Annotated in this window: 19 protein-coding genes; 17 read left to right on the top strand and 2 right to left on the bottom strand. The window is 45.9% G+C overall.

The features are described 5' to 3' along the window. The first annotated feature begins 12 nt into the window (after positions 1–12). The 10 genes from V513_RS11645 (at position 13) to V513_RS13770 (ending at position 10,160) form a co-directional block, all read left to right on the top strand. Positions 13–231: a hypothetical protein gene (locus V513_RS11645; protein WP_099772855.1), complete on the top strand. Its 219-nt coding sequence runs from the start codon at positions 13–15 to the stop codon at positions 229–231. Positions 232–1,793: 1,562 nt separating this feature from the next. Next, positions 1,794–2,537, top strand: a complete 744-nt coding sequence (locus tag V513_RS11640; RefSeq protein WP_099772854.1) for a GntR family transcriptional regulator — start codon at positions 1,794–1,796, stop codon at positions 2,535–2,537. A gap of 12 nt (positions 2,538–2,549) precedes the next feature. Continuing rightward, a complete protein-coding gene (locus V513_RS11635) occupies positions 2,550–3,335 on the top strand; it encodes a nucleoside phosphorylase (RefSeq protein WP_099773049.1) in 786 nt (261 codons plus the stop codon). 21 nt (positions 3,336–3,356) lie between these two features. Then, positions 3,357–4,637 carry an ABC transporter substrate-binding protein gene (locus V513_RS11630; protein WP_099772853.1) on the top strand — a complete coding sequence of 427 codons (1,281 nt, stop codon included), beginning with the start codon at positions 3,357–3,359 and terminating at the stop codon, positions 4,635–4,637. A gap of 53 nt (positions 4,638–4,690) precedes the next feature. Next, positions 4,691–5,578: a carbohydrate ABC transporter permease gene (locus V513_RS11625; protein ID WP_257212094.1), complete on the top strand. Its 888-nt coding sequence runs from the start codon at positions 4,691–4,693 to the stop codon at positions 5,576–5,578. Beyond that, positions 5,571–6,398, top strand: a complete 828-nt coding sequence (locus V513_RS11620) for a carbohydrate ABC transporter permease (protein ID WP_099772852.1) — start codon at positions 5,571–5,573, stop codon at positions 6,396–6,398. Before V513_RS11625 ends, V513_RS11620 begins: the two co-directional genes overlap by 8 nt. Positions 6,399–6,560: 162 nt before the next feature. Further along, on the top strand, positions 6,561–7,616 hold the full coding sequence (locus V513_RS11615) for a zinc-dependent alcohol dehydrogenase (RefSeq protein WP_014731633.1): 1,056 nt from the start codon (positions 6,561–6,563) through the stop codon (positions 7,614–7,616). Positions 7,617–7,627: 11 nt separating this feature from the next. Beyond that, positions 7,628–8,434 carry a sugar phosphate isomerase/epimerase family protein gene (locus V513_RS11610; protein WP_014731632.1) on the top strand — a complete coding sequence of 269 codons (807 nt, stop codon included), beginning with the start codon at positions 7,628–7,630 and terminating at the stop codon, positions 8,432–8,434. Further along, the gene (locus V513_RS11605) at positions 8,431–9,477 is read left to right on the top strand and encodes a Gfo/Idh/MocA family protein (RefSeq protein WP_014731631.1); all 1,047 of its coding nucleotides are present in this window, start codon (positions 8,431–8,433) and stop codon (positions 9,475–9,477) included. Before V513_RS11610 ends, V513_RS11605 begins: the two co-directional genes overlap by 4 nt. A 536-nt stretch (positions 9,478–10,013) precedes the next feature. Continuing rightward, complete coding sequence (locus V513_RS13770; protein WP_143752432.1) at positions 10,014–10,160, top strand: NAD(P)H-dependent oxidoreductase; 147 nt, start codon at positions 10,014–10,016, stop codon at positions 10,158–10,160. A 132-nt stretch (positions 10,161–10,292) separates the two neighbouring features. On the opposite strand, the gene V513_RS11600 is transcribed toward V513_RS13770, so the two are convergent. Further along, positions 10,293–12,905: a calcium-translocating P-type ATPase, PMCA-type gene (locus V513_RS11600; RefSeq protein ID WP_099772851.1), complete on the bottom strand. Its 2,613-nt coding sequence runs from the start codon at positions 12,903–12,905 to the stop codon at positions 10,293–10,295. Between the two features lie 104 nt (positions 12,906–13,009). Further along, complete coding sequence (locus tag V513_RS11595; RefSeq protein WP_099772850.1) at positions 13,010–13,738, bottom strand: TetR/AcrR family transcriptional regulator; 729 nt, start codon at positions 13,736–13,738, stop codon at positions 13,010–13,012. Between the two features lie 184 nt (positions 13,739–13,922). Here V513_RS11595 and V513_RS14355 point away from each other — a divergent pair, with 184 nt between their 5' ends. From V513_RS14355 to V513_RS11560, 7 genes are all read left to right on the top strand, one after another. Then, the gene (locus tag V513_RS14355; RefSeq protein ID WP_143752436.1) at positions 13,923–14,108 is read left to right on the top strand and encodes a transposase; all 186 of its coding nucleotides are present in this window, start codon (positions 13,923–13,925) and stop codon (positions 14,106–14,108) included. Positions 14,109–14,818: 710 nt separating this feature from the next. Then, positions 14,819–15,874, top strand: a complete 1,056-nt coding sequence (locus V513_RS11590; protein ID WP_081484635.1) for a GntR family transcriptional regulator — start codon at positions 14,819–14,821, stop codon at positions 15,872–15,874. A gap of 1,314 nt (positions 15,875–17,188) precedes the next feature. Further along, positions 17,189–18,418, top strand: coding sequence for an extracellular solute-binding protein (locus tag V513_RS11580; protein WP_099772848.1), 1,230 nt, complete (start codon positions 17,189–17,191; stop codon positions 18,416–18,418). A gap of 43 nt (positions 18,419–18,461) precedes the next feature. Next, entirely contained in the window at positions 18,462–19,373 is a 912-nt protein-coding gene (locus V513_RS11575; RefSeq protein WP_014731624.1) for a carbohydrate ABC transporter permease, read from the top strand. Positions 19,374–19,377: 4 nt separating this feature from the next. Further along, a complete protein-coding gene (locus V513_RS11570) occupies positions 19,378–20,256 on the top strand; it encodes a carbohydrate ABC transporter permease (RefSeq protein ID WP_014731623.1) in 879 nt (292 codons plus the stop codon). A gap of 5 nt (positions 20,257–20,261) precedes the next feature. Further along, positions 20,262–21,677 carry an endo-1,4-beta-xylanase gene (locus V513_RS11565; protein WP_099772847.1) on the top strand — a complete coding sequence of 472 codons (1,416 nt, stop codon included), beginning with the start codon at positions 20,262–20,264 and terminating at the stop codon, positions 21,675–21,677. 16 nt (positions 21,678–21,693) lie between these two features. After that, the gene (locus V513_RS11560) at positions 21,694–23,640 is read left to right on the top strand and encodes an alpha-L-arabinofuranosidase C-terminal domain-containing protein (protein ID WP_099772846.1); all 1,947 of its coding nucleotides are present in this window, start codon (positions 21,694–21,696) and stop codon (positions 23,638–23,640) included. The last annotated feature ends 21 nt before the right edge of the window (positions 23,641–23,661 follow it).

Here is a 23,661-nt window from a genome sequence, read left to right as displayed (position 1 = left end):
TCAGACACGTTGATGGAGAAATTCTACGCAAGATTTTTTGCGGATTCCATTTTTCACGAAAGAGCGAGAAAAGGAGAGAGAAGGGAGAAGAGAGAAAGGGAGAGAAGAGAGAGATTGGGAGAGAGAAAGAGAGAGAGAGAAAGGGAGAGAGAGACTGAAGAGATGAGATCCCGTATAGGAGCACTACGGGATGACAGCCCTACACGTCATCCCAACAATGCTCCTGGTTAGGATCTGGACGCGGTGCGACGGAAAGAGCAGGGTATCGAGTGTAAGGTCTGGGGTGTCGAGAAGAGAAGAACTCACCGTCTAGGCATTTTCACATAATAATGCTGATACAGTTATCCAGCTTGCGCCTTCAGGAGGTCCCACACATTGTCATCCCGAACTTGTTTCGGGATCTATTCTTTGAAGGCATCTACGATGATGAATCCGTGAATTTGCAAAGTTAGTGTGCAAAGAACATGATGCTGAAATGAGTTCATGACGCGAATAGCGGGGTATCGATTACAGGGTCTGGGGTGTCGAGAAGAGAAGAACTCACCGTCTAGGTATTTTCACGTAATAATGCTGATACAGTTATCCAGCTTGCGCCTTCAGGAGGTCCCACACATCGTCATCCCGAACTTGTTTCGGGATCTATTCTTTGAAGGCATCTACGATGATGAATCCGTGAATTTGCAAAGTTAGTGAGCAAAGAACATGATGCTGAAATGAGTTCATGACGCGAATAGCGGGGTATCGATTACAGGGTCTGGGGTGTCGAGAAGAGAAGAACTCACCGTCTAGGTATTTTCACGAATAACGCTGATACAGTTATCCAGCTTGCGCCTTCAGGAGGTCCCACACATCGTCATCCCGAACTTGTTTCGGGATCTTGGTGTTGATCTTATCCAACGAAGAACCTGGACGCGCAGCGTCGGAACGAAGAACTGCTCTTTCTAGGGACGGGTCCACGATTTGGGGAAGGACGGTTTTTCACAGCGTACAGCGGGTCTTCGTTCTTTAGCGCACAGCGGTTCTTGGGTACGAGATCCCGTACAGGAGCATTACGGGATGACACTCCTACACGTCATCCTGACATGCTTCTTGTCAGAATCTCTGTCCTTCGCGAAAAATGGGGCCATAGGAGCCGGTCAGTCCCTATTTTCGCTCTCGTCTTCTCGTGAGCGGAGCGAACCCTCGACAATGCATTTTCTCCGTTATCTCTTTGGAGGAAATAGATGCTGAACTTGATTCAGAATCTCGTGTCAATGGTTCCTGACTTTGACCAGAACGAAGAACAAATCGTCGCTCTGGAAAGAGTTCTCCTCGATGAACGGTGAACCATTCAACGGCTAACCAACCTTTCTTGAACTGTTTACCCTCAACCTACCCACAATCTACAACACACAACGGCTCTTGTGGATTTCTAGCCGTTTTTTAATGCGTATGCTTAAAAGGTTCTGATATCAGAACTGGTTCTGAGGTCAGAACAGCAGGTAGAAGTAGTATGAAAATAGGGACTCCTTTTTTACATTGCAGCGATGCCACTCTTCGTTCAGCAAGAGGTGCTGTTCGTTAGACACGTTAGTGGAAAAGTTCTCCGTAAGATCCGTTCTCCTACGATATGTACGAAAAACATCGTAATTATGCCCATCGTTGAGAATATTGCTTTCAATCGATCGTGGATACCCCAGAATTACTTTTTCACCCGATGAATAGAGATAGTAAATGAGAAAGGATTTTGTATACTCAGAATACGTCATACATAATACGTATGATGACTGAGATTTCCGGAGGTTGAGTAGAAAATGGCCAGGCGTAAATCCCTTTACGAGATCATATATTCACAGATAGAACAGAAAGTCCAGGAGATGAGTGATGGAACACAACTCCCATCAATAGAAAAGCTTTGTGAAGATTATGGAGCCAGCAGGACGGTGATAAGGGAAGTGATTACTGCTCTTGAAAAAGAGGGCCTAGTCGTTAGAAGGCAGGGGCTCGGTACATTCGTTGTTAAGGACAGCGGTCTGGTCCATACAGGGATCGAATATCTGAGAGGCCTGACACGGATCATTTCGAGCTCTGGAAAGACACCCGATTTGATACACGACAGATTTAAAAAGGTCCTTGCTGATAGCGACCTAGCAGCGAAGCTGGAGATGAGGGAAAAGGAAACACTTGTCCTGACGGAAAGGGTGTACGCCGCAGACGGTATTCCTGCAATATTTGCAAAGACGTACATTGCTTCGGAAAGAATACCCGGAGGCACAGAGGAATTACTCAAGACTCTCGGAGAAAGAAGGGCGAAGGAATTGGTCCTCTTTGATCTTCTAGAGGAGAAGTTCAAAGATCCAATTAGATATGCGATTGCAGAGATCGAATCTAGACTCGTGAACGAAGAGCTTGCGGACCTGCTCGAAATGACTCCGGGCACTTCGATAGTGCTGCTCAAAGAAGTTCACCGGGACATGAACAATGTCCCAATGCTTTACTCGGAGGATTTCATAAATACGTCGGTCTTCAGAATACATGTTCTTAGAAAGAAGATTTGAGGTGACGCTTTGATGGAGGATTACAGAGAGCCAGTAGGATTAGAGGGGAGATTTCAATATCACATTGAGTGCAGCGCGGGAGATATCGCACCCGTTGTAATTGTTCCGGGAGACCAGGGGAGAGTCGATAAGATCGTAGCCGGACTGAGCGAGGCAAGAAAGATCGCTGAAAACAGAGGCTTAATAACCTATACAGGTAAGTATAAGGATTACCCCGTTTCGGTGACTTCAACAGGCATGGGAGGCCCCTCTGCAAGCATCGTATACGAGGAACTGATCAACGTTGGGGCAAGAGTATTGATAAGAATTGGCAGCGTGGCAGGCCTCCAGGAGTATGTTAATGAAGGAGATATAGTAATTCCTTATGGCTGTGTGCGTGATGACGGGGCCTCGAACTACTATGTCCCGCCGAATTTCCCGGCCGTACCTTCTCCAGATGTCTATTCATCGCTTACAACATCTGCTAGAGAAAGGGAAAGAGAGATCGTCACCGGAATCAACTGGACACATTCCTGCTTCTACAAACGAGATCCCGAATACTTCCAGAGCTGGAGCAGGAGAAGGATTGTATCGCTAGAAATGGAGGCTTCTGCGCTCTTCGTCATTTCCTATCTTAGAAATGTCAAGGCCGGTTTCATTGGGATTTGCTATGCAAACAGATACAAACAATCTGCTGGCACAAAAGTAGATCTCTCTGTCAAGAACCCCAGAAGAGACGTCATTGAGAATTCAGTGAAAGAAGCGATCGAAATAACGCTGACCGCAATAAAGAAAATGTACGATGAAGACCTTGTTTAACTACCGAAGGGAGGAGATTCAATGAGAACCAGGTTCATGCTTTTGCTCTTTGTTCTGTTGATAGCTTCATGTTTTGCAGTTCCTTTGCGTCTTTCAAGTGAAGTTGGAATTCACACGGATGCCTGGAAGACCAGAATGGAAGGATTCACGAAAGAGACGGGAATCGAGGTAGAGATTCAACAGTTTCCTTACGCAAACTACCTTGATCAGCTGATGCTCGGTTACACATCTGGGAGGGTCGAAATCGATGTACCTTATATCTCGATGCTCTGGTATCCGGCTCTTTCGATTGCAAACTACATCTACCCGATAAGCGATATTCCGGGATACGAAAGAATCAACGAGACCGATATTCCCGGAATAAGAAACGCAAAGCTTAATGGCAAAACGTACATTGTTCCCTACATGAACGAGCTCGGAGGCATAATCTACAGGAAGGATCTCTTCGAAGATCCTGTGGAGAAGGCCAACTTCCTCAATAAGTACGGCTACGAGCTTCTGCCTCCTCAGACTCTGGAGCAGTACAGGGACGTTGCAGAGTTTTTCAACAGACCGCCGGATCTCTACGGAGTCACCATGATGGGAAGAAGAAGCATATTCCTTGCAACTCACTTCATGCAAAGGCTTTGGGCGAAAGGCGGGGCACTTCTAGATATGAATATGCGTCCAATCTTCAACTCGGAAGCGGGCGTTGAAGCGCTTGAAGAAGTCAAGTATATGTTCCAATTTGCGAACCCTGCCGCAATGAACTACGATTTCCAGGAAGCACTGAATGAATTCATCAGCGGAAGAAGCGCAATGGCGGAGGTCTGGACGACCGGAATGTTCTACGTAGAGGATGAATCGAGGTCCTCCATTGTTGGCAAGGCAGGATTCGTAGGATTCCCCAGACCTGAAGAAAAACTTGGAGAGATGCTTCCCATGCTTTATATCTCCTGGGGATTCTCGGTCAGCAGCTCGGCACCAGACAAGGAAGCAGCGCTGGAGTGGCTTTTGTATGTCACAGAAACAAAGAACGAAGTCGAGGCCGCTCCTACAGGCAACATACCGGCGAGATTCTCGGCGCTGAACAGCCCCGAGCTTGCGGAGTCCTTCCCCTGGATAGGAGACTTCGCCGCTGCTATGGAGAATTGCATTCCCACTCCAATCGTTCCATTGATACCGGAAGGCGGAAGTATAGTGAGCGGAATTATCGCTCCAGCGGTTTCTGAGTTCCTGGCTGGAACAAAGACGGCCGAAAAGGCTCTAGATGACGCAGTAAAAGAAGTAGACAGGCTCATGAGAGATGGAGGGTACTATTGATCTTATTCAAAGCCGGGTCGAAAGGCCCGGCATTTCTTGCGATGGGGGATCGGATGAAGTTGAAACAGAAAACTAAAGGTTTTGCATACATTCTTCCTGCACTTGTATTCATCGTGGTGATCTTCATGATCCCACTTACATACACTGTTGTCATGTCCTTTCTTCGGTGGAATCTGCTCAGACCCGATCTGGGAATCAAGCCAGCCGGTTTCACGAACTACGTAAGGCTTTTCACAGACTCCTTCACGCTGGACACAGTTGGAAGAACGTTCTACTTCGTAGTGGGAGCTGTCCTTGTTGAACTCATTATAGGGCTGTGTATCGCTCTCGCACTTGACACTGAGTTCAAAGGCTGGAAGATAGTGCAGTCGATTCTTCTTGTACCTTTCATGATCGCCCCTGTAGTCGTAGGATACGTATGGAGATTCGTGTTGAACAGCGACTATGGACCAATTATCCATTTGATGAAACAAATAGGGTTTGGCGGACTTGTAGATAAACCACTGCTTTCGAATCCCTCTGCGGCCATGCCAGTACTGATAGTTGCAGATGCCTGGGAATATATACCCTTTGTTACCCTGGTATTGCTTGCGGGTCTGAAGTCTGTTCCATACGAACCGTATGAAGCCGCATTCGTCGACGGTGCAAGCTCTATTCAGAGATTTTTCTACATAACCCTTCCGCTGCTAAGACCCTCGATACTCGTCGCGGTAGTTATCAGGACGCTTACGTCCTTGCGTGTGTTCGATATTGTGTTCATTATGACAGGCGGAGGTCCCGGGACAGCGACGGAAACGCTTGCCTTCTACGGTTACAGGACGGCCTTTCAAGCATACAACGTCGGCTTTTCTTCGGCAATAAACATGCTCACTTTCGGAATAGCTGTGGTCTTCACAATACTCTACATGAAAATTATAGGTGGTGGAAAGAACTATGATTAGGAGAAGACCTGTCACCAGAATACTGGTTTTCACTGTTATTGCTTTGGCTCTTATCTGGACTCTGGTGCCACTTGCGTGGATTCTTCTTTCCTCATTCAAGTTTGAAGCCGACCAGTTTTCTATACCACCAAAGTGGTTCCCAGAAAGACTTACGCTTCAGAACTACGCGAAGTTCTTCGGGAATTCTGAGTTTGTGAGATCATTGATCAACAGCGTCTTGATCACATTTCTTTCAACGGTAATCGCCCTTTTCCTGGGTGTGCCGGCAGCCTACGCTCTTGCCAGGTTCAACTGGAAGCATGCCAACACAATCGCTTTCGTAGTCCTTATAGCAAGAATGACACCCCCGATAGTCATGGTCTTGCCTTTCTTCATGATCGCCAGATATCTTGGAATATCCAACACATACCTCCCGATTGTTCTCGCTCTATCCTTTTTCAGCGTCCCTTTCGCGATCTGGATGATGCGTGGCTTCTTCCAGGAAATCCCTGTTTCTCTTGAAGAAGCAGCTATGATTGATGGATGCACCCGTTTGCAGTCGTTAAGGAGAGTAGTGCTTCCTCTTGTAATGCCAGGACTGTCAGCCACATCCATACTCTGCGCTCTGATTGCGTGGAATGAATTCCTTTTCGCACTTGTACTCACCGGTCAGGACACAAGACCTCTTCCTGTTCTGGTCAATATGTTCGTAAGCGAAAGGAATATTGAATGGGGTGTTATGAGCGCGGCAGCGATAATCACAGTGCTTCCGATGATTGTCTTTGGACTCCTCGTCCAAAATGACTTGGTTCGGGGATTGACAATGGGCAGCTCCAAATAGACCATTCTCAATCATCTTTCCGGACCTGCTGAGACTCTTCCCAGTGCGAACGCAATTATTCATGCACTGTATGAAACAAAGTAAGAATAAATAGTGTCTCCCTGCCTCATGTGTGATAATTGATCGGTGTAAAGAAAGTCTTTAACAAGGAGGTCAGGGTTGATGCCAAGGATGCTTGTGGCAACCGCACCGCGAAAAGCGGCCATCGTTGAGTATCAGGATAGAAAGGTAGCGGCCAATGAGGTGATGGTCGAGGTCGAGTTTGCTTCTCCAAAGCACGGCTCAGAGGTAGCAGACTTCAGAGGTGAAAGTCCTCTGATAGACGAATTCTACGACAAAGACTGGCATCTAATTTTACCGAGATCAGCTGGCGAAAAAAAGGGCGTAGAGTTCGGTTCCTGGAATCTGGGCAATATGTGGGTAGGAAAGATAGTAGTGAAAGGGGTAGACGTAAAAGACTACTCCATCGGTGAAAGGGTCTGCTCTTACGGAGGAATTCGTGAAACTCACATTATAAACGCTATAGGAAACGACCGTCTACTAAAGGTCCCTACCGGAGTCTCCTGGAAGAGCGCTGTGTGTTATGATCCCGCCCAGTTTGCCCTTTCCGGAATCAGAGACGGAAATGTAAGGCCGGGAGATTACATCGCAGTGATTGGCCTTGGAGCCATCGGATTAATGGCGGTACAGCTCGGGAAGAAAATCGGAGCCAGGCCAGTGATAGGTGTGGATCCGATCGCGATAAGGCGCGAGGCTGCGCTGAACTCCGGAGCGGATTACGTACTCGACCCAGGTGAGTGCGACGTCGGTCTTGAGATAAAAAGGCTTACCGGCAAGCTCGGGGCTGACTGCATCATTGAGACCAGCGGATCTGCAGGCGCGCTTCAGTCGGCTCTAAGGGGGCTTGCCTACGGAGGAACGGTTTCATATGTGGCCTGGGCAAGGGAGTTTGCCGGCGGCATCAACTTCGGAAGGGAAGCCCACTACAACTACGGAAGAGTTGTTTTTTCTCGCGCCGCGAGTGAGCCCAATCCAGACTTTCCAAGATGGGATAGAAAGAGAATCGAAAAAACCTGCTGGAATTTGATACTGGATGGTTCTCTCTCTGGCGACGACATCGTGAATCCAGTTGTGAACTTCGAAGAATCGCCGAGCGCGTACTGTAAATATGTGGACACTAATCCCGAACTGAGTATTAAGCTCGGAGTAGCTTTTTGAGAGGTGAGCATATGAAAGTGATAACTCAGGACAAGGACTTCTTCCCTTCTCAAATGGAGGAGAAACTGCAATTCATTCGAAGCCTTGGATTCGACGGTTACGAAATAGACGGAAAAGTTCTTCTGGAGAGGTTCGCGGAAGTGAGCGAAGCTGTCCGGTCAACAGGATTCCCTGTGACAAGCGCCTGTGGGGGATACCGTGGTTGGATCGGTGATTTTTCCCGGGAGAAAAGGGAGCAGGCAACAGAGGACATCGGAGAGATCTTGAAGGCACTATCTAAGGTCGGCGGAAAGGGAATCGTTGTACCTGCCGCCTGGGGAATGTTTTCGAAGAGGCTCCCACCTATGGTCCCTCCGAGATCTGATTCAGAAGATACAGCAGTTCTCCTGGAATCCCTTGGAAGCTTGAACAAAATTGCTGCAGAAACGGACACCTTCATCTATCTGGAGCCACTTAACAGGTACGAAGATCATATGTTAAACACCCTTCAATCTGCCGCGAAAGTGATAGAAATGGGCCGATTTTCTAATGTCAGACTGACGGCTGACGCTTTTCATATGAATATCGAAGAGGCCGATATCAGGCAGGCGGTAATAGAAAACGGCAGGTATATCGGACACGTGCACATCGCCGACAGCAACCGTTATCAGCCGGGTCAGGCGCACTTAGATTTCAAGACACTCTTTTCGGCACTGTCTGAAATCGGTTATTCCGGTGACATTGTATTCGAATGTAGAGTGATCGGAGACGATCCTGTTAAAGGATACGGTGAGTCATGCGCCTTTATTCGAGATCTTCTCAGGAGCATTGAAAGATGAAGTTTGGGAGACTCCGCGTCGCCTTGATTGGGGCCGGCCAGATTGCAGAGGTCACTCATCTCCCGGTTTTATCCGAGATGAGTGACAGGGTAGAACTGGTCGGGATAGCAGATCCCGCTGTAGAGAGGGCAGTTATGCTTTCCAGCAGATTTGGAATAGATAACACTTTCGGTGATTACAATGAAATGCTGTCTTCTTTGAATCCCGATGCCGTGTTCGTTTGTACTCCAAACAAATTTCACTCTGCAGCTACTGTAAGCGCACTGAGATCTGGATCTCATGTCTTTTGTGAAAAACCTCCTGCCATCAACGCAAGAGAAGTTCAAGAAATGATGGTCGCCTCAAAGGAAGCAGGAAAGATTCTTTCATTCAACTTCCATTATCGTTTCAGGAGTGAAGCAATCGCCATAAAGAAGTTTGTCGACAGTGGAGATCTTGGTGAGATATATTTTTGCGAAGCAACAGCGTTGAGGAGACGCGGAATTCCTGGATGGGGTTCCTTCACCAACAAAGAGATCCAGGGCGGAGGTCCACTGGTTGATATAGGAGTTCATATGCTGGATCTGGCGCTCCATATGATGAGATTTCCACAGCCGAAGAGCATTACGGCAAGCGCTTACTGTAAAATTGCCAAAAGGAGTGGAGTTGGACTTATGGGCGGCTGGGATCCTGAGAAATATTCCGTCGAAGATTCGGCCTTTGGCTTTGTGAGGTTTCACAACGGAGCTTCACTGATCCTGAAGACTTCCTTTGCGCTAAACATGAAAGATCGTTCAATCATGAATCTTCAAATTTTCGGTGATAGAGCAGGCGCTACGGTCTTCCCACCGGAAGTATTTGCCGAATCACACGGAGAGTTAACGAATACGGCCATACCGTTTGCAGAAAGCAAAGACTGCTATAAGAGGTCGGTAGAAAGTTTCATAGATAGTTGCCTGGGAAAGGAATCAACAATACCAACTCCCGAGGAGGCCCTGGCTGTTCAGAGCATCTTAGACGCCTTTTATCTGTCGGCCGAAAGTGCTTCGACTGTAGAGCTATAGCCGGAGATCCTCGTCATGAGAATCAGCATTTTGAACGGTGCACGATAGGTAGAGAAAAATTCGATGAGTACATTGACAGACTAGTTTCTTCTCTTCGAGATATAGAAGCAATGTCGAGTATTTCGCGCTAACGGATCTAGATATAAAACAGTGCATGGGATGCTTTGAATTCTGGGTGGAATCACCTGGAGAATGCGCCGCGAAAGATGATTCCGATGAAATAAGGAGATCAGTTAATTCTAGCCTTCTTCTATTTGCATCACCACTCATATTGTGTCTCACTTCGTCCATATTGGAGGAGGCGATCGATAAGATGATCCCAATAGTCCTTCCGTTTTTCACTGTTGGGGCAGGCAAAATCTATCAAAGAAGAGGTACGGGAAGTATCCCTTTCGAGTGTTCTGACTTAAGAATAGGACGATACAGCCATAGTTGATCTTGAGATCGTGAGGAAGATCTGTGAACGTACTGCTATAGAAATGGCTTCAATCTTGCCTTTTTTGATTCCACTGAGGGAACGTTAGAGGAGGTTTCAAATGAGACTGCTGGTCTTCAATGGATCTCCGCGAGAAGTTAAGAGCAACACATTGACGATTGTAAACCACTTTCTCGAAGAAGAAAGGTCATCTTTGGCGAGGAAGGGTTTATTGAGATTGTGGACCCTAGCAAGAAGCAAAAAATAATCCTCTCATTACATATATTATGATATATAACGAGGAACAAACGTGGAGAACTTCATGATAAGTCCTGTATGCTTTTCAGGCAAGCCCGGTTGCGCACGGTATTTTGTCGGCGAACTACAGGTCTTTTAATTATCAATCTCTGTGTCTTATGACGCCTGCGAGCTTTGCCAACTCAATCACCGGTATTGGTACAAGAGAAAGCAGAATAGCAAGCAGATACATCGAAGCGTTCAGCTCGGCTAGCCCAAATATTCTCGCGACTGGATCTATGAATAGAACAAAAGCAACCATTGCCAGCGACACTACTGTCGCAAAAATATGGAAGACATTGGAAAAGAGACCGGTTTTAAATAGCGAGTGATTTGACCGCATGTTAGAAGAATGAAAGATCTGGGTCAAAGAAAGTATAGCAAAGGCCATTGTTCTGCCTACAACGATATCTCCGGTACTCTTCCAGCCAATCGAAAACCCAATCAGAGTTAGAAAAGCGAACATGATTCCCTGCAGAATTACTCTGTAACCAAGTCCATTTGCAAATATTCCTTCATTCTTTCGTTTAGGCTTGCTTTTCATAACATCCTCTTCAACGGGTTCCATGCCTAATGCGATTGCAGGTAGGCTGTCGGTGACGAGATTTATCCAGAGCAACTGAGCAGATATTAGAGGAGCTTCTCTCCAGATAATCATCGCCGCAAATACAGTCAAAATCTCCCCTATATTCGTTCCAAGAAGGAAACCAACCACCTTTCTTATGTTGGCATAGATCCCCCGACCTTCCTTCACGGCCTCTACAATAGTTGAGAAATTATCATCTGTAAGTGTCATGTCAGCCGCGCTCTTTGCCACATCGGTTCCAGTTATTCCCATAGCACATCCTATATCTGCTGCCTTGAGAGCAGGAGCGTCATTAACTCCATCTCCCGTCATTGCCACCACTTCACCTTGTTTCTGCCATGCGTGAACGATCCTCAACTTGTCTGAAGGAGAAACTCTGGCATAAACCGAGATATCCCGAACTCGTTCTTCGAGCTCACTATCCAGCATTCTTGCAAGTTCGCTTCCATCAACAACCTTTTCTTCAGGTGACAGAATCCCGACTTCTCTGGCAATTGCTGCGGCGGTTAGCTTATGATCACCGGTTATCATGACCGGCTTTATCCCAGCCTGTTTACATAGTGCCACCGATTCCTTTGCTTCTGGCCGTGCTGGATCGATCATACCCACGAGACCCATGAATGTAAGCCCGCTCTCGATCTCGGCGGGATCAAGGATCTCTGGAATCTCCTCGATATGCTTATAGGCTATGGCAAGCACTCGCAGGGCATCGCTACCCATCTCTTCTGCAATTCTTCTTCCCTTTTCGACGTCTCCCGCAACACATCTAAGAGCAACTGAATCAATTGCACCCTTTGTAATTACTACATTCTTGTTTTCGATTCTGTTGATTGTTGTCATCATTTTTCGCTCTGAATCGAACGGAATCTCGGCTAATCTTGGATATTTCTCCTCAATTTTCTCTTTCTCAATTCCATTTCTTTTAGCGGCAAATACTATCGCTGTCTCAGTTGGGTCTCCTATTTGTTTTTCTTCTCCACTTTCGTAAATGATTCTTCCGTCTGAACAGAGTGTCGCATATAGTAAAAGGCTTCTGATTTCCGGCAAGTTCTCGGAAGAGATCTCTTCCAGAGTTGAGTCGTAATCGGAAAAGGCCTTAACCAGTGTCATTTTGTTCTGAGTCAGTGTTCCTGTCTTGTCTGAGCAGATTACGGTTGCACTTCCCAGGGTCTCAACGGCTGGCAGCTTGCGAATTATCGCGTTTCTTTTAACCATCCGCTGCACTCCTATGGCAAGAACAACCGTTACGATAGCAGGAAGGCCTTCAGGTATTGCCGAAACGGCTAGAGAAACGGAGATCATGAATATCTCCATTATCGGAATGCCATCAATCAAACCAACCAGAAAGATTATCGCGCAGGCAACTATAGCCGCAATTGCAAGATATTTTCCAAGAACATTCAATTTCTTCTGGAGAGGAGTTTCTGTCTCTTCTTCCGCTGAAAGCATGCTCGCAATTTTCCCCATTTCAGTTTGCATTCCAGTCTCTACGACAACAGCCTTCGCCCTTCCATAGGTAACGCTACAACCGGAGAAAATCATGTTGAACCTGTCTCCCAAAGTAGCATCTTCTTTTACCTTAGCCTCGGTTTTCTTCTCCGACGAAACCGATTCTCCGGTTAGGGCTGACTCATCCACTTTGAGACTTGCCGAACTCAATATTCTAGCATCGGCTGGAACGAAGTCACCGGCTTCTACAAGCACAATATCACCTGGGACCACGTTCGAAGCTTGAACGATCCTTTGCTCCCCATCACGTATTACCTTTGCATTAGGCGAAGAAAGCTTCTTCAAAGCGTCGAGAGCCTTCTCGGCTTTGCTTTCCTGTATTACACCGATTACCGCATTCAAGACTACTATAAGCATTATCAAAACAGGTTCGAAGAAACCTTCATTCTCGAATAGAGAAACAACGAAGGAAATTGCGGCTGCCGCCATAAGGATAGCTATCATAACGTCCTTAAACTGTTCTAGAAAACGCTCGAAGATGGTTTTCTTTCGTTCCTCTCTCAGGATGTTGCTGCCGAATCTAGCCAATCGTTCTTCCACTCCAGAAGAACTCAATCCTTTGTTGGGATCAACATTCAGTTTCTCTAATACCTCTTCTAGTTCCAATGAGTGCCATGCCATTCTTAGTATCCTCCGTTTTCTCTGTATGCAACTTTAAGGCCGCAAATCCATATCGCGACTTCTTGGATCGCTTTAAATACAGACTGAACTCCGGGCCGAGGCTTTCATCCAGTATCGTTAGAGCGCTTTGTTTTGAGCGAAATCTCATTCCCGCTTTTCAAAGAAGACAATACTTCTCTGAATGATTGAAGAAAGGAATTGCGCAGTTCATCACCACTCATCATACTTCTCTCTTTCAGATCATCATAGTATGCTGCAAAAGTTACAAGGGGCATTACAGAGAAGAAGAACTTGAACAATTCCATGTCCGGGGAGTAAGTGAAATCGTGGTCGGCTTCGGAAATCAATTTTAGGATGGGATTGCTATCGACGTCTCTCGAGAGATCAAGTAGTCTAAAGAGATCGTTATGGTGTTTGCTGTCTTTCAATGATTCGAACATCAAAACCCTCAGCAACAACCTGTTTTCCAATAGATAATCGAGTATCCTTTCATAGTATTCAAGTAGTCGGTTCACGAAAACAATAGCAGACTCCTCATTTGAAAACTTCATCCTCTCATATTCAATATCGAGTTCGCCGTCTTTGATCATCTGAATGATGCCTTCCTGGACGAAATCCATGGTGATGGAAGTAGCATCTTCAAGCAAGGAATTAACCACATGGCTTAGGATCTCCTCCTTACTTTTGAAGTAGTAATAGATCAGCCCTTTCGTCACTCCTGCCGCCTCAGCAATCTCACTTGTAGTAGTTGCATGGAATCCTCTTTTTGAAAACAGTTCTATCGATGCATCGATGATTCTTTCTCTTGCATCATTAGCATCATTTGATTTCATCACACCACTTCCTAACTGACCGGTTAGTCAAAATCATTTTACCATTTTGTTAGCTCTCTAGGGAGGTATCGAGTTTTTTAGATTCTCTCTGGTAAATGAATCAAGAAAATGGAAAGGTTTCGTATTCACCCCCAGGGAAACTGGACAAGTAAGTGAGGAATAGTAGACTAAGGAGAAGGGGTGAATATGGCTGAAGCATCCGAAAGGCAAGCATTATGATCCTGAGTTCAAACTCAGATTAGTTAGGGAGTTCTTAGAGACAGACAAAACCCTTGAAGAAATTGCACAAGAGAAAGGGATCGTACTTCAGAACACTTCAGAACATCACAAGACGATGGATTTCTCTAATTCGATGAGTATCGTTTATTAGGCGGGCCATTCACGTTTTCTAATCTCTGTTGGTTAACCATTCCTTGCAAAGGAAACTGTGAAAGTGCAACTTCTGGGAAGTCGAGATGGGAAGGTGAGAAATATTCTTTCTGGACTTAGCTCTTACCATTACCCGTAACTTGCAGTCACCACTGGATTCTTAGAAAATTACTAGCAAATAACTCTCAGGGAAATAGACTCGTTTTTGTCGTCTTAGCCCTTCAAAAAAACCATGAATAATGCAATAAACGCAATCGCAGCCCCATGAAACAATGGGGCCGACGTAGATCACTAGATGCACGAAACTTACCGAGATAACTCCATTCGAATCATTCAACTTGAAAAATCGAAATTTCCACTGCAGGGAAAGCTTGAAGAATAGATATGAACCGAGCGATAGAACCTTTGACACAGTTTGTTTAGGAGGTGCATCCAAAAAACCTTGTGAACAGCAAAAGATGGAAAACTACAACAAACAGTGCCTCAGCAGTGCTTTCCCGTCGTGATTAGAGAGCACGATCCCATTCCTGGAGAAGATACCCTGACTGTTGAATGACTGACTCTTGCCGCTATGCTTTCCCGCGCGACTGCTGAGTAAAATCCCGATCGATGACAATCTTTCTTTTTCTAGCTGAGTGCAAAAACTTGACTCAAAAATAATTCAGGTGTAGAATCCTATATGTACGTACATTCTAATTGGAGGCGACTGTTATCACTCCGAAGTATTCTGTAATTGAGCGTTTTCTGCTTGAAGAACTCAAGTCCGGGAAGTACTCTGTTGGAGATAAACTCCCAACGGAGAAAGAGCTAATGAAGAAGTTTAGTGCAAGCAGAGAAACTGTCCGAAAGGCTCTGGATAGGCTCTCTTTCGAGGCGGCAATAGTCAGAAGACCGGGTCTTGGAACCTTTGTAAGCTATGGAAGTGACAACCACCTCGTGGGTATTCTGGTCCAGCAAATAACCAGCTACATCTTTCCGTATATAGTGCTCGGGGCTGAGGACCACCTCTTTAGAAATGAATACAAGATGCTTCTAGGCAATTCAGCGGAGGATCCGGTCAAAGAACGACAGATACTCTCAGAATGGATTGCTTCCGGGGTAAAGGGTTTGATAATCGATCCGGTGTACAGTGCTACAAAGAGGTCAAATAAAGATCTAGTGAAATCTATGGCAAAATCGGGAGTCAAAATTGTTCTTGTACACAGCGACTGGAACATAGATCAAGTGAGCTGCAATGTTCTGGACGATGCCTTTGGAGGAGAAAAAGCGGCTGAGATCTTCTTTGAATACGGTCATAAAAGAGTTGCAGTAATATACAAATCAACACATCTTCCCGGCGTCATAAGGGCCAAGAGCTTCGTAGATCGATGCAGGCAACTGGGGTTTTCGAAGATATACGAAAAGTCCTTCAACGTTTCGGAGTTTACAGGTGCGCCTATGCAAATTGCTCACGAACTGATGTCGCTACCGCAGCAGATTCGCCCTACTGCAATCTTCTGTTACAACGATGCGACGGCCCTGCAGCTGCAGCTGGTAGCAAAGAGACTTGCTCTAAATATACCCGAAGATATCTCGGTTATAGGATTCGATGATGGACCTATCGGTGATTTCAGGGACGTCCTGACCACTTTTGCCCATCCAAAGGAAGATGTAGGAAGAAGATCTGTTGAAATCCTTCTTGATATGCTCAATGGCTCCAAAGCCTATAGAGTTGTCCATAAACCGGAACTGATTGAAAGAAGTTCAGTTGCTGGTGTGAAGGAATAGCTCTGAACCGCTTTCTTTATGAAACTCAAACTTCTGATCTTAAGACAGATCATCTGTAACCCTCTTTAAAGGCTAAGCGATCATGGAATTTCCATCTTTGGCTTTCACTCTATGACTATTTTAGTTTCTCTTCGTTATTCGCAAATCAAGTTGTGGCTATGACGTCCAGAGCGATTCCTTCTTAAACAACGTTGTCAAAAATCGCGGTTGTACTCTTCGCCTCGGGTTCTTATTAGTGGACTGGTAAGGGTTGGTTTCTCGAAGCCATAAGAAACGCAACGAAGAACTAGATTTTCAGAAAATACTGGACTAGCAGTGGCACAAGAAGCTAACTGGCGTCCTGCAAAAAAATACCTTTGCCGGGCACCGAGGAGCAGAAGTCGGCAGGCCAAAACAAAAAAGCTTCTCTCATATCTGTTCAAGGTTCTTCGATCTATTGAGAAATGAAACTTGACTTCTCTGCTAGAGAGACGCCGACAGGAATCCATTATAGAAACGACGGTTATGGAATCTTCCGAGAAAGTCATTCCCAACGTCAAAATGGATTTGGGTTTTTTGCGTCTCAAAATACGGACCTCTTGTTTCTCTTTCTCTCAAGCTCCAGGAACTTCGGTAAAGAGGAGAGAAAGTCGAGAAATGAAAAAGGGCATTTCCTACATGTTCGTTTCGCCAAAGGGATCAGAAAAGAAAAACAAGATGGTTTGCGCTTCCAAGACAGTTTCCGCCGTAATCGTTGCCCATATGCAATCCCCTGTTCTAGATCGAAATATCGGACTTCTTCATGAATTACTCCAGAGTAAACGCTCCATATATGTACGGACATTATTCTACGATAATCACGAAGAAATCAATGAGAATCCGTCCTTTCAATATTCGATTAATAGGAATTTGAAGATAGGGTCTTAAATTCGGCTCAAATCATCAGAGAACGGCTCTAATCGAATTTGGTGCAGCTTCTTCGATTTTGCTACAATGTGACCGTGAATTGATTCTCCTCTTAATAACAACTGATTTCTAATCGTGGCAGAATTCTGGATCTGTCTTTTGTGCGGAACTGTGGGCAAGCGTGTTTGGTTTTTTTCAATAAGGTACGTACATATATGTATTTCCCGACAAGCCAGAGTAGAAGCCAGTGCTTTCAAACGTATTCATACAACCAATTTATCTGTGAAGAGCTTAACTCATTTTTTCGGTCTGACTGATCAAGAAATATCATTTTTGGGGGGGTGGTATAACGGGCAATAGATCAAAAACTGGATCGCGTTCTTGTTCATTGACAATCTGCCATTTGGTATTTCTAGGAGGTGAAACTTAGTGAGAAAGTTGATGGTTTTGGTACTTGCGCTGGTTCTTGCCGTAGGTTTCTCTTTCGGTATAACAATTACGATGATGTCACCGCTGACCGGAGCTGACGGAGCTTACATGGATGAAATCGTGGCAAGATTCAACGAGGAACATTCTGACATCGAAGTTGTTCATGTGGTCGTAGAGTCTTCTCTGGATATGAAGAACAAACTTTCAATGGGTATTGCATCCAAGACAGCGCCCGAGATCATGTTCATCAGGAAATTCGACATGCCTCTTTACCTCGAACATTTTAAGGGATTCACAAAGGAAGAATGGCTTGAGAACTATGGAATCGACACAGATGATATCTTCCCTGGTGTTCTCGAAGGACTAGTTGTGGATGGTAAAGTGGTAGGAATTCCAATGGACATATGGCTGTTCTACATGGCCTACAACAAGGGAAACTTCGCAAAGGTCGGCCTAGATCCTAACAACCCGCCGAAAACGAGAGAAGAATTCATATCTGCCATGGAGGCTTTGTTGCCTATAACGCCTGAAGGCTTGACACCATATTATGAGAACCCTGCCTGGACATGGATCTGGTTCCACCTTCTCTGGCAGCACGGCGGCGAAGTGCTTACCGACGACTTCAAGGCACCTGCGTTTGAAAAAGCCGGAATCGAAGTTTGTAAGTTAATGCTTGAGATGCAGGATAAGGGCATTCTGCCGATGCAGGTAGCCGATCCAGGCGTTTCCTTCCAGTCGGGCGAAAGCTCAGTCTTGATTACCGGTATCTGGACTATCAAGCCATGGATGGAACAGCTGGGTGAGGATTTTGGTTATGCAGTAGCTCCTCAGCTGGGTAACACTAAGGCCGTATTTGGAGGATCCCACGTGCTTGCAATGCCAGCTGTCATGGTCGAAGATCCAAAGGTACTTGAAGCTGCGACAACATTCATCAAGTATCTTTGGGACCACTCGATAGACTGGTATGAAGCAGGGCAGACTCCCGCAAGAAAGTCCATTGCCGAGAGTGAGGAACTGAAGGAAAGGCTTCCTCATATCTACGCGGTCTCTCAGGACTCTGAATATGTAAGGCAGTTCCAGATGTTCCCGCTGATTTCAGAGATTGAGGCCGAAATCGCCGTTTATCTAGAGGAAATCCTCGTACTTCATTCGATGTCCCCAGAAGCTGGAATGAAGGAAGCTGCATTTGCCGTTCAGGAAATTCTCGACGACTATTGGTCGAGAAACTGATCTGCGTAAGTAACGGTTAATAAGGTGAAGGGAGGAGGAGTAATTGAGACAATCACATTCTAAGTCACCAAGAAGTTTCCGCAGGGAGGTGGGATCGTGGTTGTTCCTCCTCCCTCACCTGTTCTTTTTCATTCTTTTCGTTGCTGTCCCTCTAGTATTCGGACTCATAATCAGTTTCTTCAACTGGAGTCTCCTGAAAGAAAACGTATTCATTGGTTTCAATAACTATGTGCGGACATGGAACGATTCAAGGTTCTGGCCAACGGTTCAGCACACCGTGATCTTTGCACTGATTAGCGTCCCTTTGGTAATAATTGTGGCAATCCTTTTCGCCCACATACTCAAGAAGAAGCGCTTCGGTCAGCTTTGGTTACTCGTTGCCTTCGTTTCGCCAGCTTTCTTCGGATCTGTAGGAATTCTTAGTTCCTGGAAATGGATATTCGCTTCTTTTCCTTCAGGCCTTGCCAACTATTACCTGGATAAAGTCGGGCTCATCAACAAAGCGGTTTCCTGGTTTGGAAGCACTTCGGTAGCCTGGGGAGTGATTATCCTTGTTACGGTCTGGTGGATCGTTGGGTTCAGTATACTGCTATATCTTGGAGCTCTACAAAGAATCCCGCCCGAACAGTACGAATCAGCAAAACTAGATGGAGCCGGACCATGGAAGAGATTCATCTACATAACTCTCCCATGGATCAAGAGCGTGCTGTTTTTCGATGTCGTTCGTCAGGCGATTCTGGCATTCGGGCTCTTCGATCAAGCCTATATATTGTCTGGGGGAGGACCCGCAGGGACCACTCGTACACTCGTTTACTATCTCTATCTCGTAGGATTTGAGCGACAGGATTTTGGAAGGGCCGCGGCGATCTCCTGGTATATATTTGCGATCGTACTGATTTTCGCAGTGATTCAGCTAGTTCTGGTCACCAAATCTATACGATCGACGGAGGGGTGAAACTATGACTTCAACAGTCCCCAAAAACAAGAAGAAACTCAGCAAACGAATAACTGCAGTGATAGTGACTGTTCTTCTTTGGGCCTTTGCAGCTTTCTGGTTTGCACCGATCTTCTGGATGCTGTCGACTTCGATGAAATCAACGGCGGCAGCCGTCATTGAGACTCCTCCTCAATGGATACCTCAGAATCCAACTCTAGAAAACTACAAGATCATCTTCGCACCTTCAGGTGGTCTCTCGTTGGTAAAGGCCACGATTAATAGCATCATTGTTGCAGTTAGCTCTACTCTGGCAACACTTGCACTTTCAATTCCTGCAGCTTACGCGCTTTCCCGACTGAGATTCAGAGGGAGAATGCTGATATTCTGGATATACGTTGCGGTTCTCGCCTTCCCTTCAGTGCTGTTCCTCATACCACACTTTTTTATAATAAACGGAATGGGACTGTCGAATTCTTACCTTTCTCTGATTCTTCCGGGACTTGGGGGCACTTTCGGAGTATTCTTGCTCAGGCAGTACATGCTCGATATCCCAAAGGAGCTTGAAGATGCTGCTTGGATTGATGGTTGCACAAAATTGAGATTTCTTATCAGTATCGTAATCCCATTTGTTAAACCTGCTATGCTTGTACTTGGCTTGATGACATTCCTTGGCTCCTGGAACAGCTTTCTCTGGCCTCTGCTAATCCTCAGCAAAGCCGACAAGTTCACGCTCCCAATAGCTCTCATAAGATTTAGCGCGGGGTGGGGAGACCCCTACAGAGGAATCGGTCCGATGATGGCCGGTGCATTCTTCTCCGTAGCACCCTCTTTGATAATTTTCATTGTCTTCCACAGGTATTTGATGAAAGGAATCTCCCTGGGATCGCTTGGAAAGGAGTAGATATTATGTCAGGAATTAAGAAGTATTTTTGGAAAACCGAAGGAGAGAGTTTTGGAACACCCCTTAAGAGATACTTTGTCTTGATTCTTGGCCTGCTGTTTCTTAGTCTATGTTTTGGAGGTAGTGTTTTGCCTATCGACATCGACATTAGTGCTTTCGAAGAGAGAATAGAAGCCAATAGAAAGGTGCCCATTAAGATAGAGATCGTGGATGAGAATGGGCATCCTGTTAGCGATGCACACGTATCGGTAAGGCAGATTAATCACGAATTCTTCTTTGGAAATGCCCCTGAGTATCTGATTTATGCCTACGCTTGGACAAGCTACAACCGTGGCAGAAGGTTTGGAATCAAGCCCTTGCCTGAAGAGGATTTAGAGGTATATAAAAGGTTATACCTCGATCTCTTCAATTTTGCCACTCTTCCATCTTTCTACTGGAAGGACTACGAACCTACACAAGGCAGAATCCGGCTAGACGAAGCTTCAAAGAAGATAGCCGAATGGCTTAATGAAAACGGAGTGCCTGTTAAGGGCCATACTCTGGTTTGGGGCAACCCCCCAAGTGTAGGTGTTCCTGCGTGGATAGAAGTTAAGGGGAAGGTTGGCCAGTGGGCAGGGGTGAGAGAGGCCCTTTTCTTCAGAGTTGAGAGAGAAGTAGAAGAGTTCAAAGATTTGGTGCAGTACTGGGATGTTGTGAACGAACCTATTGTTCAAAGCTGGTTCGATGCTCTTGGTCCCGATTACATTGCAGAATCGTTTAGGATTGTTAAAGAGACTGACCCAGATGCCATAACGGTTCTTAACGAGTACGGGGTACTTGTCAACGAGCGGACAAGAAGAGCTTTCATTTCCAGAGCTCAACAACTGATAGGTGACGGTGTCCCTATAGACGTAATAGGAGCCGAAGCACATATCTTCACCGCTCAAGATCTATTAAGCCAGCTGCAATCACTGGAAAGTATCTATCTTGCTATAGATGAACTGGCTCAGCTCGGCAAGCCAATTCACATTTCTGAATTTCAAATCCCTCTTCCCGCGGTTATCGATGCCTTCGATGTCTCCATAACTGAGGCCGAAGAGATACAGGCGGAGATCGCAAAGATCTTTTACACGGTGTTTTTCAGTCATCCCGCAGTAGAGGTAATTACCTACTGGAATTTCTACCGTGCTTGGCAGTCCGGAAGCGGATTTCTTTGTGACGACCTGTCAGAAAAACCAATGTTCTACGAGCTGATGAAACTCATCCATGGAGATTGGAAGACCTCATTTGAAGCAGAATTAGACTCGTCTGGAGAATTGTGTTTCAGCGGGTTCTCAGGAGAATACGACATCACGGTAGCATTTGAGAACTTCTCCGAGACAGTATCGATAAACGTAAAGAAGAACGAGAACAATCAATTCACGCTCGTTCTTGGACAATGATCGAGGGGGTAATCGGATGAGATCAACGACGATAATCCTCACTCTGGTCTTTCTTGCTGTTTCACTTTCCACATCCGCTCTAGCGAATCCCGACCATGTCTTGACGGTAGACCCAAGCAGTTTGGGCCCAGAAGTTAGCTCTCTTCTGTACGGGATATTCTTCGAGGACATAAATCATGCTGTAGACGGTGGCCTGTATGCAGAAATGATAAGAAATCGATCTTTCGAGCATCAGGATCCTGTCGAAGGCTGGTTTGCGGTCTTTGAATCCGATTGCAAGGCTACCTTTTCGATTGAGACTGATCGGCCTCTCAACAAGAATAACACCAAGTATCTGAGCTTCGAAATTCAATCTGACGACAAGCTGATATCCCTTTCAAATGATGGCTACGACGGTATACCTCTTAAAAAGGGCCAACGCTACTTGTTCTCGGTATTTGTTCGAAGCGACGAAGAGTATAACGGTGAAATCAAGGTTATGCTGGCCAATGCTAAAGGTGAACCTGAGGCCGAAAAAAGCCTGGGAACGGCATTTAGCTCTGAATGGGAGAAATACTCTGTGGAATTGCAGCCTAACGAAAGCCTGGATGATGGAAGACTCATCATAACGATGAAGGGCTCCGGTAAGATCTCTTTTGATATGGTATCCCTCTTCCCCGAAGAGAACTGGAACGGCATGAGGATCGATCTGCTTGAGATGCTGGAAGAGCTGAAGCCCGCTTTCGTCAGATTTCCTGGCGGTTGTCTTGTCGAAGGCGATAGTCTCGAAAATGCCTACAGATGGAAAGATACAATAGGTCCAATTGAAGAAAGAAAGACCAACTATAATCTTTGGGGCTATCATCAGTCGTATGGAATCGGATTCTACGAGTATCTGCTTCTTTCAGAGCACCTTGGAGCCGAACCTATTCCGATCTTCAACGCCGGTATGTCATGCCAAGTTAGGGGTGCCGAATACTGTCCAATGGACGAAATGGATGAGTGGGTTCGAAATGTTCTCGACTTCATAGAGTTCGCTAACGGGCCATCCGATTCTTTGTGGGGCTCGAAGCGTTCCGAGCTCGGCCATCCAGAACCCTTCAATATCAAATACATAGGCATTGGAAACGAGAACTGGGGAACGGAGTATCACGATCGCTTCCCGTTGTTCAGAGAAGCTGTCAAGGAGAAATATCCCGAAATTACTATTATTTTCAGCGGTCCTCCTTCATATGAAGGAGCTTCGTTCAATCGTGCATGGAGATGGGCAAGAAGCAATGGTATCGAGATCCTTGATGAGCATATGTATGCAGTTCCGGAATGGATGCTAAGAAATACAGACAGATATGACAAATATGACAGATCTGGTCCGAAGGTGATGCTTGGAGAGTATGCAGCCCACGCGGCCGGCACCAGAAACACTCTTCAAGCAGCGATAACAGAAGCAGCACTAATGACCGGCCTCGAGCGGAATTCCGACATCGTAATAATGGCCGCTTACGCACCTCTGTTCAACAGAGAGGGCTGGTCACAGTGGACTCCGGACCTCATCTGGTTCGACAATACTCGAGTATACGGAACACCCAGTTATCACGTTCAGAAGCTGTTCAACGATAACACTGGCAATGTGATTATCTCCTCGTCACTGACCGATGAAGACATAGAGATAATCGGTTACTGGTTCAAGTCGCTGTATCATGTCTGCAGTTACGATTTTGAAAGCAAAGAACTGATTATAAAAATCGTGAATCCCTGGCCCGAAGAAAAGAAACTCAGAATTGAGATCGGCGAAGAGGTTCAGGTAACCGGGAAGGCAGAGATGATCTCCATTACCTCCGACAACATCTTTGACGAAAACACATTCCAGAATCCAGATAAAGTACGACCGAAAACGGTGGGAATGTCCAACCTATCCAACGAATTTACACTAACCTTTTCCGGGAATTCAGTAACGGTATTAAGACTGGAGACGACTGGTCTCTAGCACCATATAAATACGAGGGAG

The sequence above is a fragment of the Mesotoga sp. H07.pep.5.3 genome (assembly GCF_002752615.1).
GTDB classification, from domain to species: Bacteria; Thermotogota; Thermotogae; order Petrotogales; family Kosmotogaceae; genus Mesotoga; species Mesotoga prima.
The sequence above is the reverse complement of the archived record's forward strand: the minus strand, read 5'-3'. Positions and strand labels throughout refer to the sequence as shown.

Bases quoted from the DNA above. Each gene is read 5' to 3' on its own strand.
- V513_RS11645 (WP_099772855.1), top strand. From the start codon at position 13: ATGGAGAAATTCTACGCAAGATTTTTTGCGGATTCCATTTTTCACGAA.
- V513_RS11600 (WP_099772851.1), bottom strand. From the start codon at position 12,905: ATGGCATGGCACTCATTGGAACTAGAAGAGGTATTAGAGAAACTGAAT.
- V513_RS11565 (WP_099772847.1), top strand. From the start codon at position 20,262: ATGTCAGGAATTAAGAAGTATTTTTGGAAAACCGAAGGAGAGAGTTTT.
- V513_RS11630 (WP_099772853.1), top strand. From the start codon at position 3,357: ATGAGAACCAGGTTCATGCTTTTGCTCTTTGTTCTGTTGATAGCTTCA.
- V513_RS11615 (WP_014731633.1), top strand. From the start codon at position 6,561: ATGCCAAGGATGCTTGTGGCAACCGCACCGCGAAAAGCGGCCATCGTT.
- V513_RS11640 (WP_099772854.1), top strand. From the start codon at position 1,794: ATGGCCAGGCGTAAATCCCTTTACGAGATCATATATTCACAGATAGAA.
- V513_RS11625 (WP_257212094.1), top strand. From the start codon at position 4,691: ATGAAGTTGAAACAGAAAACTAAAGGTTTTGCATACATTCTTCCTGCA.
- V513_RS11620 (WP_099772852.1), top strand. From the start codon at position 5,571: ATGATTAGGAGAAGACCTGTCACCAGAATACTGGTTTTCACTGTTATT.
- V513_RS11570 (WP_014731623.1), top strand. From the start codon at position 19,378: ATGACTTCAACAGTCCCCAAAAACAAGAAGAAACTCAGCAAACGAATA.
- V513_RS11595 (WP_099772850.1), bottom strand. From the start codon at position 13,738: ATGAAATCAAATGATGCTAATGATGCAAGAGAAAGAATCATCGATGCA.
- V513_RS11605 (WP_014731631.1), top strand. From the start codon at position 8,431: ATGAAGTTTGGGAGACTCCGCGTCGCCTTGATTGGGGCCGGCCAGATT.
- V513_RS11635 (WP_099773049.1), top strand. From the start codon at position 2,550: ATGGAGGATTACAGAGAGCCAGTAGGATTAGAGGGGAGATTTCAATAT.
- V513_RS13770 (WP_143752432.1), top strand. From the start codon at position 10,014: ATGAGACTGCTGGTCTTCAATGGATCTCCGCGAGAAGTTAAGAGCAAC.
- V513_RS11610 (WP_014731632.1), top strand. From the start codon at position 7,628: ATGAAAGTGATAACTCAGGACAAGGACTTCTTCCCTTCTCAAATGGAG.
- V513_RS11560 (WP_099772846.1), top strand. From the start codon at position 21,694: ATGAGATCAACGACGATAATCCTCACTCTGGTCTTTCTTGCTGTTTCA.